This window comes from Corynebacterium sp. HMSC036E10 (assembly GCF_001836265.1).
Classification (GTDB): Bacteria; Actinomycetota; Actinomycetes; order Mycobacteriales; family Mycobacteriaceae; genus Corynebacterium; species Corynebacterium coyleae.
The window spans coordinates 17,451-31,553 of the sequence record NZ_KV827999.1; the positions used below are offsets into that span (position 1 = coordinate 17,451).

At 63.9% G+C, this 14,103-nt stretch carries 12 protein-coding genes and 1 pseudogene; 12 read left to right on the forward strand and 1 reads right to left on the reverse strand.

Annotation, left to right across the window (positions count from 1 at the left end):
• Positions 1-13 precede the first annotated feature (13 nt).
• The 3 genes from rsmI to metG all read left to right on the forward strand — a co-directional run bounded on the left by rsmI (position 14) and on the right by metG (position 4,709).
• Positions 14-874: a 16S rRNA (cytidine(1402)-2'-O)-methyltransferase gene (gene rsmI, locus HMPREF2736_RS11730; RefSeq protein WP_070483666.1), complete on the forward strand. Its 861-nt coding sequence runs from the start codon at positions 14-16 to the stop codon at positions 872-874.
• 97 nt (positions 875-971) lie between these two features.
• The gene (locus HMPREF2736_RS11735) at positions 972-2,780 is read left to right on the forward strand and encodes a BCCT family transporter (protein ID WP_083279308.1); all 1,809 of its coding nucleotides are present in this window, start codon (positions 972-974) and stop codon (positions 2,778-2,780) included.
• An 81-nt stretch (positions 2,781-2,861) separates the two neighbouring features.
• A complete protein-coding gene (gene metG, locus HMPREF2736_RS11740; protein ID WP_246822167.1) occupies positions 2,862-4,709 on the forward strand; it encodes a methionine--tRNA ligase in 1,848 nt (615 codons plus the stop codon).
• A 2-nt stretch (positions 4,710-4,711) separates the two neighbouring features.
• Here the strand turns inward: metG and HMPREF2736_RS11745 are convergent, their stop codons facing one another.
• A complete protein-coding gene (locus tag HMPREF2736_RS11745; RefSeq protein ID WP_070483662.1) occupies positions 4,712-5,104 on the reverse strand; it encodes a DUF3806 domain-containing protein in 393 nt (130 codons plus the stop codon).
• A gap of 12 nt (positions 5,105-5,116) precedes the next feature.
• On the opposite strand from HMPREF2736_RS11745, the gene HMPREF2736_RS11750 reads away from it, so the two are divergent.
• The 9 genes and pseudogenes from HMPREF2736_RS11750 to HMPREF2736_RS11790 all read left to right on the forward strand — a co-directional run.
• Positions 5,117-5,953, forward strand: a complete 837-nt coding sequence (locus tag HMPREF2736_RS11750) for a TatD family hydrolase (protein WP_070451764.1) — start codon at positions 5,117-5,119, stop codon at positions 5,951-5,953.
• 96 nt (positions 5,954-6,049) lie between these two features.
• On the forward strand, positions 6,050-7,189 hold the full coding sequence (locus HMPREF2736_RS11755) for a resuscitation-promoting factor (RefSeq protein WP_070421408.1): 1,140 nt from the start codon (positions 6,050-6,052) through the stop codon (positions 7,187-7,189).
• On the forward strand, positions 7,190-8,032 hold the full coding sequence (gene rsmA / locus HMPREF2736_RS11760) for a 16S rRNA (adenine(1518)-N(6)/adenine(1519)-N(6))-dimethyltransferase RsmA (protein ID WP_070451766.1): 843 nt from the start codon (positions 7,190-7,192) through the stop codon (positions 8,030-8,032).
• A complete protein-coding gene (locus tag HMPREF2736_RS11765) occupies positions 8,025-8,969 on the forward strand; it encodes a 4-(cytidine 5'-diphospho)-2-C-methyl-D-erythritol kinase (RefSeq protein ID WP_070829950.1) in 945 nt (314 codons plus the stop codon). Before rsmA ends, HMPREF2736_RS11765 begins: the two co-directional genes overlap by 8 nt.
• Positions 8,970-8,996: 27 nt before the next feature.
• Positions 8,997-10,793: an ABC-F family ATP-binding cassette domain-containing protein gene (locus tag HMPREF2736_RS11770; protein WP_070829952.1), complete on the forward strand. Its 1,797-nt coding sequence runs from the start codon at positions 8,997-8,999 to the stop codon at positions 10,791-10,793.
• A gap of 20 nt (positions 10,794-10,813) precedes the next feature.
• Positions 10,814-11,137 carry a putative quinol monooxygenase gene (locus HMPREF2736_RS11775; RefSeq protein WP_070829954.1) on the forward strand — a complete coding sequence of 108 codons (324 nt, stop codon included), beginning with the start codon at positions 10,814-10,816 and terminating at the stop codon, positions 11,135-11,137.
• A gap of 189 nt (positions 11,138-11,326) precedes the next feature.
• On the forward strand, positions 11,327-12,496 hold the full coding sequence (locus tag HMPREF2736_RS11780) for an NRAMP family divalent metal transporter (protein ID WP_083323084.1): 1,170 nt from the start codon (positions 11,327-11,329) through the stop codon (positions 12,494-12,496).
• 10 nt (positions 12,497-12,506) lie between these two features.
• A complete protein-coding gene (locus tag HMPREF2736_RS11785) occupies positions 12,507-13,289 on the forward strand; it encodes a putative hydro-lyase (RefSeq protein WP_070829958.1) in 783 nt (260 codons plus the stop codon).
• Positions 13,290-13,367: 78 nt separating this feature from the next.
• A pseudogene (locus HMPREF2736_RS11790) lies at positions 13,368-14,103 on the forward strand (HNH endonuclease); the annotation flags it as partial.

Below are 14,103 nucleotides of genomic sequence, written 5' to 3' on the forward strand. Positions count from 1 at the left end.
ATGCTTCAGGCTTATGTCCGCCGAGCATGATCGTGAAACCCAGTTCCCAGCTACCGGAGTGGTGCTCGCCGCCACACCGCTGGGCAACATCGGGGACGCCTCTCCACGGCTCGTGCAGGCCCTTGGTCAGGCCGATATCGTCGCCGCGGAGGATACGCGTCGCACCCGCGCGCTGGCTGCGGCACTCGGTGTGGAGATCACCGGGCGCGTGGTGTCCAACTTCGACCACAACGAGGACGCGCGTTCGCGTGAGCTTCTCGACGCCGCCCGCACCGGTACCGTCCTCGTCGTCACGGATGCCGGCATGCCGATTGTTTCCGACCCAGGGCATTCGATCGTCGCCGCCGCCCACGACGCCGGCATCCCCGTGACCTGTATCCCGGGCCCGTCTGCGGTAACCACGGCACTCGCGCTGTCCGGGCTCAACGTCGGCCACTTCATCTTCGACGGCTTCGTGCCCCGCAAGGCCGGTGCGCGTCGGGCCTGGCTGGAATCCCTTATCGACGAGCGTCGCGCCGTCTGCTGCTTCGAATCCCCGCACCGCATCGCGCAGTTGCTTGACGACGCCGCCGACGTCCTCGGCGGTACACGCCGCGCCGCGGTGTGCCGGGAACTGACCAAAACCTATGAAGAGGTCAAGCGCGGCACTCTTGCAGAACTTGCCGAATGGGCAGCAGACGGCGTACGCGGCGAGATCACGCTTGTGATTGAAGGTGGGGAGCCGAAGCAGCCGGAAGCGGAAGATTTGGTGGGGAAGGTGCTTGAGCTCGTCGAAAAGGGCGAGCGTATGAAGGACGCTGCGAAACAGGTCGCCAAAGCGCACGGCGTGAAAGTAGGGGACCTGTATGATGCCGCGCTCGCTGCGCGCGGTTGAGTAAGTTCTCGCGACAACTCGGTTAGCACAAAGGTGTTATTTACGTTAGCCTGCTTGGGCACTTTTAAACACCTGAAAACTTCAAAGGAGTAACCGTATGTCTCAGCGAGACTCACAAAGGGATCCACACGATCCCGATGCGGAGACGCAGAGCACTGATCAATACGCACCCCAAGAAACTTCTGCAGCCAGCGAACTTGCTGCGCTGCTCGACGCCGACCGCGACGGCGTTGCGACGGACTACGTCGACCCGGAAGAGCGCATGGAGCGTGCCGCGGATGCAGAAGATGCCCCAGTGAACTGGGGCATTGTCATTCCGTTGGCCATTATTGTCGCGGCAATTGTCGGCTGGGGCCTGGCTGCCCCCGACAGCTTTTCCAACTTCGCCGATGCCGCCTTCACCTGGGTGATTGACAACCTGGGCTGGGCATTCGTCCTCGGCGGCACCATTTTTGTCATTTTTGTCATCGTGATTGCGGCGTCGAACTTCGGCACCATTCGCCTCGGCACCGCAGACGAGCGACCAGAATTTAAGACCACTTCATGGATCGCCATGATGTTCGCCGCCGGCATGGGCATCGGCCTGATGTTCTACGGCGCCGCAGAACCACTGGCGATGTACCTCGACGGCGTACCCGGCCACAACGAACGTGAAGTAGGCGCTGCCATGGCACAGACCATGTTCCACTGGACGCTGCACCCGTGGGCTGTGTACGCCATTCTCGGCCTGGCCATTGCGTATTCGACGTTCCGCCTTGGCCGCAAGCAGCTGCTGTCGAGCGCTTTCATCCCGCTGATCGGACAGAAGGGTGCTGACGGCTGGCTCGGTCGTCTCATTGATGCGTTCGCTGTGTTCGCCACCATCTTCGGCACCGCCTGCTCCCTGGGCCTTGGCGCGCTGCAGATCAGCTCCGGCCTGGAGGCGTCCGGCTTCGTGGACAACCCATCCACCAAGCTGACTATCGGTATTGTCTCCGTGTTGACCCTGGCGTTCCTGCTGTCCGCAATGTCGGGCGTGTCCAAGGGCATCCAGTGGCTGTCTAACGCCAACATGGTCATCGCCGCGATCCTGGCGATCTTCGTCTTTGTCTTCGGCCCGACCGTTGCGCAGCTGAACATGCTGCCGACCGCATTTGGTAACTACCTGCAGAACTTCTTCGAAATGGCAGCCCGCACCGCAGAGAGCTCCGACGGCCAGGCTGGTGATTTCCTCTCCGGCTGGACCATCTTCTACTGGGCGTGGTGGATCTCCTGGTCGCCGTTCGTCGGTACGTTCCTGGCTCGCATCTCCCGCGGCCGCACCGTGCGCGAGTTCTGCCTCGGCGTCCTGCTCGTCCCGGCTGGCCTGTCCACCGTATGGTTCGCCATCTTCGGCGGCACCGCCATCAAGATGGAGCAGGATGGCCAGTCCATCGTCGGCGGCGGCTCCAACGAGGAACAGCTGTTCAACCTGCTGCACGCCCTGCCGGGCGGCTACGTTGTCGGCGTGTTCGCCCTGTTGCTGCTGGGTACCTTCTTTATTACCTCCGCAGACTCGGCCTCGACCGTGATGGCGTCCATGACCCAGTCCGGCAAGACCGAAGCCAAGCCGTGGCTGGCCGCTATGTGGGGCGTGGCTACCGCATTCGTCGGTCTGACCCTGCTGATCTCCGGAGGTGCTGACGCGCTGAACTCTCTGCAGTCCGTCACCATCGTGGCCGCAACACCGTTCCTGTTCATCCTTATCGCGCTCATGTTCGCGATTGTGAAGGACATGTCCAACGACACCATTTACCTGGATAAGAAGGAACACGAGCGCTTCGCCCGCCAGCTGGCTATCGAGCGCCGCATGCACCGCGACCAAGCGCAACTCGACGCACGTCGCGAGCAAATGAAGAAGATGCTGAAGCCGCGCGCGAAGAACTAACGCGTAGCGTTTCGCACCTTCGTTGCTGGCCCCGCGGAGCAGTTTCCTTGCTTGGCGGGGCCATAACTTATGCTGGGAGCCATGACTGCTGCTGATTCCACCCAGAACGTTCTTGTGTGTGTGGCCTGGCCGTACGCAAACGGCCCGCGCCACATCGGACACGTCGCCGGCTTCGGCGTCCCCTCCGATGTCTTCGCCCGCTACCAGCGAATGGCCGGCAAGAACGTGCTCATGGTCTCCGGCACCGACGAGCACGGCACCCCGCTGTTGGTCCAGGCGGATAAGGAAGGCGTCAGCGTCAAGGAATTGGCGGACCGCTACAACAAGCAGATCGTGGAAGACCTCGCAGGCCTTGGCCTGTCCTACGACCTGTTTACCCGCACCACCACCCGCAACCACTACGCGGTGGTCCAAGAACTGTTCCGCGGGTTGGACGCTAACGGCTACATGGTGAAGGAAACCACCAAGGGTGCGATCTCCCCGTCGACGGGCCGCACACTGCCGGACCGCTACATCGAGGGCACCTGCCCAATCTGTGGCGCGACCGATGCCCGCGGTGACCAATGCGACACCTGCGGCAACCAGCTGGACCCGGCAGACCTGATCAACCCGGTATCCAAGATTAACGGCGAGACCCCGGAGTTCGTCGAGACTGAGCACTACATGCTCGACCTGCCGGCGCTCCACGACGCACTCGAGGCGTGGCTGTCCACCCGCGAGGACTGGCGCCCGAACGTGCTGAAATTCTCCCTGAACCTGCTCGAGGACATGCGTCCGCGCGCCATGACCCGCGACATCGACTGGGGCATCCCGATCCCAGTAGAGGGCTGGCAGGACAACCCGTCGAAGAAGCTCTACGTCTGGTTCGACGCCGTCGTCGGTTACTTGTCTGCCTCCATCGAGTGGGCCCACAACATTGGCAAGCCGGAGGCCTGGAAGGACTTCTGGCAGGACCCAGCCACCGAGGGCTACTACTTCATGGGCAAGGACAACATCACCTTCCACTCCCAGATCTGGCCGGCGGAGCTGCTTGGCTACGCGGGCAAGGGCTCCAAGGGCGGCGAGGTACACAGTCTTGGCGAGCTCAACCTGCCCACCGAGGTTGTCTCTTCTGAGTTCCTCACCATGTCGGGCTCGAAGTTCTCCTCGTCGAAGGGCGTGGTCATTTACGTCAAGGACTTCCTCAAGGAGTTCGGCCCGGACCCGCTGCGCTACTTCATCGCAGTCGCAGGCCCGGAGAACAACGACACCGACTTCACCTGGGACGAGTTCGTCCGTCGCGTGAACAACGAGCTGGCCAACGGCTGGGGCAACCTGGTCAACCGCACCGTGTCCATGGCGCACAAGAACTTCGGCCAGGTGCCCGCGCCGGGCCCGCTGGAGGCGTCCGACGAGCGCATCCTGAACCTCGCGCAAGAAACCTTTGCTACCGCCGGTGCGGATCTGAGCGAGGCTCGGTTCAAGAACGCGATCACCAAGATCATGCACGTCGTTGGTGAAGCGAACGCCTACATCGCCGAGCAGGAGCCGTGGAAGCTGGCTAAGGACGAGTCCCAGCGTGAACGCCTGGCCACCGTCCTGTGGACCGCACTGCAGGTGGTGTCTGACTGCAACGCCATGCTCACCCCGTTCCTGCCGCACACCGCGCAGCAGGTCCACGAGACCTTGGGCCGAAAGGGTGTGTGGGCTGCTGAGCCGCGCATCGAGGAGATTGTCGACGACGCCGACTTCAACCTCGTCGGCGCCGGCCTGCCAGAGAAGGGGCAGACATACCTGACCATCACCGGTGACTACACCCAGCAGCAGGCCGTGTGGCAGCGCGTGGAGGTTACCCCGGGCACCGAGTTGGCTAAGCCGAAGCCGCTGATCGCCAAGCTCGATCCGGAACTCGGCGAGACCGGCCCGGAGTGGGCGCCGGTGCAGAAGTAGGCCTAGAGAAACTGGTTGAGGAACCCGGTGAGTTTGCCGGGTTCTTCGTCTTCAAAGCGCTGGTCTACAACGACGAGCGGGGCGGTGTACTTCTCGTCCGCGCCGCCGGGATTCTTGACGACGACAAGATCGGTCCCGTAGTCGTCGATAAGCAATTGCCACGAAAAGCCCTCCCGCACGAGCGCCTCGCCGAGGGCGGTGCCGTAGATGCGGGCGGTTTCGCCGCGAGGAAACGCACGCTGCACATCGCGGGGAAGCGCCAGGTAATCGGCAAGTTCCTCCTCGAACGAGGCGACGATATCCGCCGGGGAACCGTTGATGCCACGACCGGCTGCCTCGGCCAGGTCGGCCTCAATTTGGGTGCGGGTGGCTGAGTCAATGTCGTTGAATGCCATAGGGTGCATCGTATGAGCAAAAAGAAGCCACGTCCCACTCCCGTGCCCGCCGAGCCGATCGCCGGGCTCGTCGATGCACACACGCACCTCGCGTCCTGCGGCGCACGTACCGCGGAAGAGATCGACACGTTTGTCCAGCGTGCCGTAGCCGCCGGGGTCGAGCGCATCTGCACCGTCGGCGATGGCCTCGACGAAGCGGAACTTGCGCTTGAGGCCGCACATCTCAACGAGCGCGTGTTTGCCGCGTGCGCGATCCATCCGACCAGGGCGCATGAACTTGACGACGACGCGCGTGCCCGCCTACAGACCATGGCCGCCGACGCGCGTTGCGTGGCGGTGGGGGAGACCGGCATCGATACGTACTGGCTCAAACACGACGCGGAGCGCACCGCGCCGCTGGACGTGCAGGAGGAGGCGTTTCGCTTCCACATCGACCTGGCCTGCGAGTCCGGCAAGGCGCTGATGATCCACAACCGTGAGGGTGATGCGGAGATCATGCGGATTCTCGACGACGCCCCACGCCCCGAACACGTCATCTTGCACTGCTTCTCCTCGCCACTGGACGTGGCACGCGAGGCGATCGAGCGTGGCTACGTACTGAGCTTCGCGGGAAACGTCACGTTCAAGCGCAACGAGGAACTGCGCGAGGCCGCCCGCCTGGCGCCTGCCGGCCAGTTGTTGGTGGAGACCGACGCGCCGTACATGACGCCGGAGCCGTTCCGCGGCGCGCGCAACGAGCCATCGCTTATCGGCCACACCGCGAAGGTGTTGGCCGAAGTCCGCAACATGGATGTGGCCGATGTGGCACGTGATATCAGTGAGACGTTTTCACGCGTCTACGGGGTGTGACCTGGAACATTAGTGCGCGTCGGTCCTTGTGTCCCGGCGGGCGTTACCGTATTGTTACCGAAGTTGCTTTACGTTAACCCCTCGGAGGAAGCGCGAATGTCTCGTCAGATCAAGCGGATCAACCCGAAGAACTCCGCCGCAAAACGCGTCGCGGTTGGCACTGTCGCCGGCGCCGTGCTCGTCGGTGGCGCGGGCACCGCGCTGGCTTCCCAGAAGCAAATCACCGTGGATGTCAACGGTGAGGAAACCAACGTCCGCACCTACGCCGCCGACGTCGCAGGCGTACTGCAGTCCGCGGGCGTTGACGTTGACCCGCAGGACCTCGTCTACCCAGCGCCGGGGGAGAAGATCTCGCGTGGCGATACCGTCACCGTGCGCACCGCCAAGCCGGTCGCCGTTGTCGTCGACGGTGTTGCCCAGCAGATCACCTCGACCGCCAGCACCGTCGGCGAACTGCTCGAGGAAGCCGGCGTTACCTCCGCCGCGGGCGTGGACATCGACCGCGACGAGACGGTCACCGAAGGCCTCAACGTGGACGTGACCACACCGAAGATCGTGGCACTTCGCGACGGCGGTAACCTCACCTACGTTTCCGCCGCAGCCAAAACCGTCGGCGACCTGCTGTCGGCGCGTGGCGTCACCTTCGATAGCGACGACCGTTTGAACCATGCGCTCGCCGACGCGATCGTGCCGGGCATGGAAATCGTCCTCGACCGCGTCAACACCATCGACCGCCCAGAGACCGTCGCGGTGGAAGAACCCGCCGAATACATTGACGACGACACCCTCGACGAAGGCACCGAAGAAGTCCGCGAAGAAGGCGTGCAGGGCGAAAAGCAGATCATCCACCGCACCGTGACCGTCAACGGTGTTGTCGAATCCGAAGGCGTTGCCGAGGAGAAGGAAACCAAGAAGGGCAAGCCCGCCGTCATCGCGCGTGGCACCAAGCAGACGGGTAACACCGGCGCGGCAGCCCCTGCCGTGGCTAACGGTTCCGTCTGGGACGCGATCGCAGCCTGCGAATCCGGCGGCAACTGGTCCATCAACACCGGCAACGGCTACCACGGTGGCCTGCAGTTCAACCCAGGCACCTGGGCCGCCTACGGCGGCACCGCCTTCGCGCCGACCGCCGACCTGGCCACCCGCGAACAGCAGATCGCCATCGCCGAGCGCACCCAGGCCGCCCAGGGCTGGGGCGCGTGGCCTGCCTGCACCGCCCGTCTGGGCCTGCGCTAAATGGCGGGCTCGCAGCTGCTCGGCCCGGCCGAGATCCGCGAACTCGCGGCAGAACTCGACGTCACGCCTACCAAGAAACTGGGGCAGAACTTTCTGCACGACCCGAACACCGTGCGCATGATCGTCGGTGCCGCAGAGCTTTCGCCTGACGACGTCGTTGTGGAGGTTGGCCCGGGGTTGGGGTCGCTAACGCTTGGGCTCGTCGATACGGTCTCGCGGGTCGTCGCGCTTGAGATCGACCCACGTCTCGCCGGGCGTCTGCCTGCAACCGTTCAGGCGCGTGCGCCCGAGTACGCCGAACGCCTCACCGTGATCACCACCGACGCGCTGAAGGCGCGCCGCGACGACCTCGACGTCGAGCCAACAGCGCTGGTAGCCAACCTGCCGTACAACGTCTCCGTGCCAGTGCTGTTGCACCTGCTGGAGGAGTTCCCCACGATCAGGCGCGTGCTGGTCATGGTGCAAAAGGAAGTCGCCGACCGCCTCGCTGCCGTGCCAGGCTCCAAGATCTACGGCGTGCCGAGTGTCAAAGCTGCGTTCTACGGGGACGTCTCGCGCGCCGGCACTATTGGCAAGCACGTCTTCTGGCCCGCGCCGAACATCGAATCGGGGCTTGTGCGCATCGACGTCAACGACGACAACCCGCGCGAACTCCGCGAGCGCGTCTTCCCGATCGTGGACGCCGCCTTCGCGCAACGCCGCAAGACGCTTCGCTCCACACTCGCAGGAATCTACGGCTCGCCCGCGAACGCCGAAGCGGCCCTGCGCGCAGCCGGAATCGACCCAGGCCTGCGTGGCGAAAAACTTACCGTGGCCGACTTTGTACAGTTAGGCCATGCGTAAGTACGTCGCCTCCGCACCAGGCAAGGTCAACCTCCACCTCGGGGTAGGGGAAGCCCGCGCCGACGGCTACCACGACCTAGTCACCGTCTTCCACGCCGTGGACCGTCGCGAAGTGGTCACACTCGTCGCCTCCGACACGCTCACGGAGGGCCCCATCGTGCGCTCCATGCAGACCACGTTTTACGTCGACGAGCCGGAAGAGAGCATCGACGGGCCAACCAACCTGGCGTGGCGCGCGGTCAACGCGGTGGCCGAGCGCGCCGGGATTGCCCTTCCGGAGGTCCACATCGAGGTGGCCAAGCACGTCTTCGTCGCTGGCGGGATGGCGGGCGGTTCCGCCGACGCTGCCGCTGCACTGGTCGCCGCGAACGCGCTCGTGGCTGATCACGGCGAGCCGCTTACGGCTGAGACGTTGCACGAGTTGGCAGCGTCGCTCGGCGCTGACGTGCCATTTTCGCTCATGGGCGGCACAGCACTCGGCACCGGCCGGGGAGATGAACTCGTCGAAATGCTGTCGCGCGGCCGTTTGAACTGGGTGTTCGTCAACCCCAAGGTGGGTATTTCCACCGGCGGAGCATTTTCGCTTCTCGACGACCTGCGTCACGGCAACCCAGCCCTCGTCCCACACCTCAACACCGCAGGCCTGTCCCAGGCGTTGACCTCGGGCGACGCGGCGCGGGTGGCAGAGGCGCTGCACAACGACCTCGACGCGGCAGCGCTGTCGATGCGCCCGCAACTCAAGCGGCTTATCGACGCTGCCAACGAGGCAGGCCTGCGCGCCATCGTGTCCGGCTCCGGGCCCACGGTCGCGGTGCTGTGCGAAAGCCTCGAGCACGCCCAATGGGTCGCCGAACACTTGGCGGAGCGATTCGAGGGCTACGAGATCTTCGTCGCCGAAGGACCCGACCACGGCGCGGTGCTCGAGACCGCCGATTAGGCAGGGTGCGTAGACTATGCACCCGATATGGCTAACCTGATCAACCTTGAAAACGTCTCCAAAACGTGGGGGCTGAAAACCCTGCTCGACGGTGTCTCCCTCGGCGTGCAAACCAACGACCGCATCGGCATCGTCGGCGTCAACGGCGGCGGCAAAACCACCCTGCTTGAAGTGCTCACCGGCATCGAGGAACCCGACGCGGGCCGCGTCTCCCACAACTCGGGCCTGCGCATGGCAGTGGTCACCCAGCGTTTCGACCTCGACGAAACCCTCACCGTCGGCCAAGCCGTCGTCGAACCGCTCGGCCTGCAGACCTACGAGTGGGCTTCTAACGCCAAGGTGCGCGAGGTCCTTCAAGGCACCGGCGTGGCCGAGCTCGGCCTGGACACCCCGGTAGGCAACCTCTCTGGTGGCGAGCGTCGCCGCGTGAACCTCGCCGCGGCACTCGTGCAGGACCTCGACCTGGTCGTGCTCGACGAGCCGACCAACCACCTCGACGTCGAAGGCGTGCAGTGGCTCGCTGACCATTTGTTGTCGCGCAAGGTGGCGGTGGTCGTCGTCACGCACGATCGCTGGTTCCTCGACACCGTGGCCACCCTGACCTGGGAAGTCCACGACGGCACCGTCGATGTCTACGAAGGCGGCTACAACGACTGGACCTTCGCGCGCGCCGAACGTGCCCGCCAAGCCGACGCCATCGAACAGCGCCGCCAAAACCTCGCGCGGAAGGAACTCGCGTGGCTGCGCCGCGGCGCACCCGCACGCACATCGAAGCCGCGCTACCGCATCGAAGCCGCAGAAGCCCTGATCAAAGACGTCCCGCCGCCGCGCGACACCGTCGAACTCATGGCGTTTTCCAAGCAACGCCAAGGCCGTGTCGTCATCGAACTCGAAGACGCACGCATCGACGCCCCCGACGGCCGCACGCTCGTCGACCACCTCACGTGGCGCCTCGCCCCAGGCGAGCGCATCGGACTTGTCGGCGTCAACGGCTCCGGCAAAACCACCTTGCTGCGCACGCTTGCCGGCGAATACCCACTCGCCGCGGGTAAACGCATCGAAGGCCAAACCGCACGCATCGGCTGGCTGCGCCAAGAACTCGACGACCTCGACCCGGAACGCCGCGTCATCGACGCTGTCGAGGACGTCGCCACCTACATCTCCTTCGGCAAAGGCGAAATGTCCGCCTCCCAACTCGCCGAACGCCTCGGCTTCTCCCCGAAGCGCCAACGCACCCCCGTGCGCGACCTCTCCGGCGGCGAACGCCGTCGCCTCCAACTCACACGCGTGCTCATGGCGGAGCCGAACATCTTGCTTCTCGACGAGCCCACCAACGATCTCGACATCGACACCCTCCAAGAGCTAGAAAACCTCCTCGACTCCTGGCCCGGCACGCTCGTGGTTATCTCCCACGACCGCTACCTCATCGAACGCATCGCAGACACCACCTACGCGCTGTTCGGCGACGGCACCTTAACCAACCTGCCCGGCGGTATCCAGCAATACCTAGACCGCCGCGCTGCCGAAGCCACAGACACGGGCCCGCTCGATTTGGGGGACCGGGGCGAGGGCGTCGTCGACAAGCAAGAAGGCTTGAGCTCGCAAGAACAACGCGAAATCCGCAAACAAATGAAGGCACTGGAACGCAAAATCGCCAAGGAAAGCGAGCGAGCAGAAGCACTCGAGGCCGAAATCACCGCCCTATCCGAGGCCGGCGACTTCGACGCCATCGCCACCAAAACCAAAGAGCTCACCGCAGCGAAAGACGCCCGCGAGGAACTCGAAATGGAATGGCTTGAACTCGGCGAACAACTCGAAAGCTAACTCCGCATAGGGTGGGGCGCATGATTCTGATCAACGTACGATTCAAGCCCCTGCCCGAACACGTCGACAACTTCCGCGAACTGGTCAAAGAATTCACCGACGCATCCCGGGCCGAAGAAGGCAACATCTTCTTCGACTGGTACCGCAACGAAGACAACCCCAACGAATACCTGCTCATCGAAGCATTCCACGACGACGCCGCCGAAGCCCACGTCAACTCCGACCACTTCAAGGCCGCGCAGGAATTCTTCCCGACGATCCTGAAGGAAACCCCGACCATCATCAACACCCTCATCGAAGGCAAAACCGAATGGGACAAGATGGCGGAATTCAAAGTCGACTAGGGGTAACCCGGGTGTGACGATGTGTGACGAGGTGTCACCCAGGGCGCTTTTATGCCCTAATATCACCCACGTCACATTCCCGTCATTGAAAGGAGTGCCCCCGTGACCGCTCCAAACCCCAACACCGGCGGCTCAACCGCAGCCGACGTACCCACCAAGCCGCCAGCAGCGGCACGAGGCATCGGCCCCATGGTCGGCGCCATCTTCCTGATGGCCACCTCTGCCATCGGGCCGGGCTTCCTCACCCAAACCTCCGTCTTCACGGTCCAGATGGGCGCGGCGTTCGCGTTCGCCATCCTGCTGTCCATCATCGTGGACATCGTCATCCAATTGAACGTCTGGCGCATCCTCGGCGTTTCCGGCCTGCGCGCCAGCGAACTTGCCAACGCGGTGCTGCCGGGCCTCGGCTGGTTTTTGGCCATCCTCGTCGGCATCGGCGGACTCGTCTTTAACATCGGCAACATCGCCGGCACCGGCCTCGGCGTCCAAGCGCTTACCGGCGACACCGTCGACCCGAAGATCGGCGGCGCCATCTCCGCCATCATCGCCATCTGTGTGTTCCTCTGGAAGCGCGCTGGCGCCGCCCTCGACGTCCTCGTCGGCATCCTCGGCGCGCTGATGATCCTGCTCATGCTCTACGTCGCCATCTCCTCAAACCCGCCAGTGGCTGAGGCGATGCGCCAATCCGTCGCCCCGGACGCCGTGGACTTCAAGGTCATCACCACCCTCATCGGCGGTTCTGTCGGCGGCTACATCGTGTTCGCCGGCGTGCACAGGATTATCGACGCCGGCCACACCGGCCCCGAAAACCTCGACTACATCTCCCGCTCCTCGGTCACCGGCATCATCGTCACCGGCATCATGCGCGTGCTGCTGTTCCTCGCGGTGCTGGGTGTCGTCGCAACGGGCGTTGCACTGTCCAAGGACAACACCGCCGCAGACGTCTTCTACCAAGCCGCAGGCGACATCGGCCGTCGCATGTTCGGCCTCGTCCTGTGGGCTGCGGGCCTGTCCTCGGTCATCGGCGCGTCGTTCACCTCGATCTCGTTTTTGACCAAGCAGGGCTTCGACCCGAAGAAGCGCGGCTGGCTCACCGTCGGCTTCATCGTCATCTCCACGGTCATCTACCTGTTCGTTGGCTCTGCACCGCAGAAGCTCCTCATCTTCGCAGGCGCCTTCAACGGTCTGATCCTGCCGATCGGTTTCGCCGTCGTCCTCTACGTCGGCTTCTTCCGCAAGGACCTGCTGCGTGGCTACAAGCCGCCGATGTGGATGCTCATCGTCGGTGCGATCACGCTGGTTGGTTGCGCGTGGATGGGCTGGAGCTCGATCAGCACCCTGCCGAAGTTGTGGGCGTAGTCTGAAGGGCATGCACCCCGCCTCTATGACCCCAGCGCAAGCCCGCGCGTTGTTCCGCACCACCGAGGTGCCGACAACGGCGGGCTTTTCCGCTGGTTACGCCCAAGCCAACCTGATCGCGCTGGATAAGAAGTACGCGTTCGATTTCCTGCTGTTCGCGCAGCGCAACCCGAAGCCGTGCCCGATCCTGGGGGTGTTGGAGCCGGGGCAGGTGGAGTCGTCGCTACTCGCGGGTGGCGATATTCGCACCGACATTCCCGCCTACCGGGTGTTCAAGGGCGGCTCGCTTATCGACGAGCCCCTCAACGCCACCGAATACTGGACCGACAACACCGTCGCATTCCTTATCGGCTGTTCCTTCACCTTCGAGGCGGCCCTGCTGGACAACGGAGTGCCCGTGGCTCACATCGAGCAGGGGCGCAACGTGCCGATGTATATGACCAACATCGACTGCGAACCCGCCGGAGTGTTCTCCGGCAAGATGGTCGTCTCCATGCGGCCGATTCCGGCCTCGCAGGTGTCTGACGCCGTACGGATCACGTCGCGCTACCCAGCCGTGCATGGTGCGCCCGTGCACGTGGGGGATCCTTCCGCGATCGGTATCGCTGATCTTGGTTCGCCCGACTTCGGCTCCGCCGTGGACATCCCCGCGGGCACCGTGCCGGTGTTCTGGGCGTGTGGGGTCACGCCGCAGTCGATTGTGATGTCGTCGAAGCCCGATCTGGCAATCTGTCACGCGCCGGGGAAGATGCTCGTCACCGACGCACGCGACCTCGCCTACCAGGTGCCTTAGGGGTTATCCACAGGGGCGTTTTTGTAAATTTCACAGGCTCGCAGAGGTGGGTTGCGGGTTTGGTCTAGCGTCTTGGGCATGAATTCGTTCGAGGTGTTAGTGCAGGCGATGTCGGCCGCAGCGTTAGAGACGCTGGCTGACTTCGACCTTGATGTTGCACTCGCCTCGGGCTTTGCACCCGATCGTGCGCGAGCCTGGGCGCGGCTGCGGGATGTGTACTTCGGGCGCACCAAGTTCACGCGCAAACAGGCGGTGGCCGCTACGCGGGCTCGGGGTTTCTCCCTCGACGAGCTGGCTCTGATCGAGCGACGCATCGCACCGGTGAAAGATGCCTCCCAGCGGTGGGCACTGCGCCTTGCCCTGCTTGAGGTCGAAGGTGGCTACCGGGCGATTGAGGCGGCAGCCCGTACGTTGGTGCCGGCGGATAAGACACCGGCGGTGGATGCGGCGAAGTTCGGCCCGTCGCGAAACGGCAAACGCACCCTGCACTTAACCTATGACGAGCGGGAGATCTCCGATATGGAGCACGCTGGGCGGTTAGGGATTGATCAGGATCGTCCGGCTGCACCCCAGATTGCCGAAAACCTCATTGGGATTTTCTTCGGCGACGGCAAGGTTGCCACGGCTGCGCCGCGCCCGACGGTGTTGGTGCCGTTGCCGGATTATCTGCGCATCCTCGACGGTGCGGGTGATGATGTGGTGTTGGCCATGACCGATGGCACCACGATGACCGGTGCGGAGTTTTTGGACGCCCAGTTCGGTGATGCGTTGGAAGTAGCTGCGTTTCATCCGCAGGCCGGTGCGGTGAATCTGT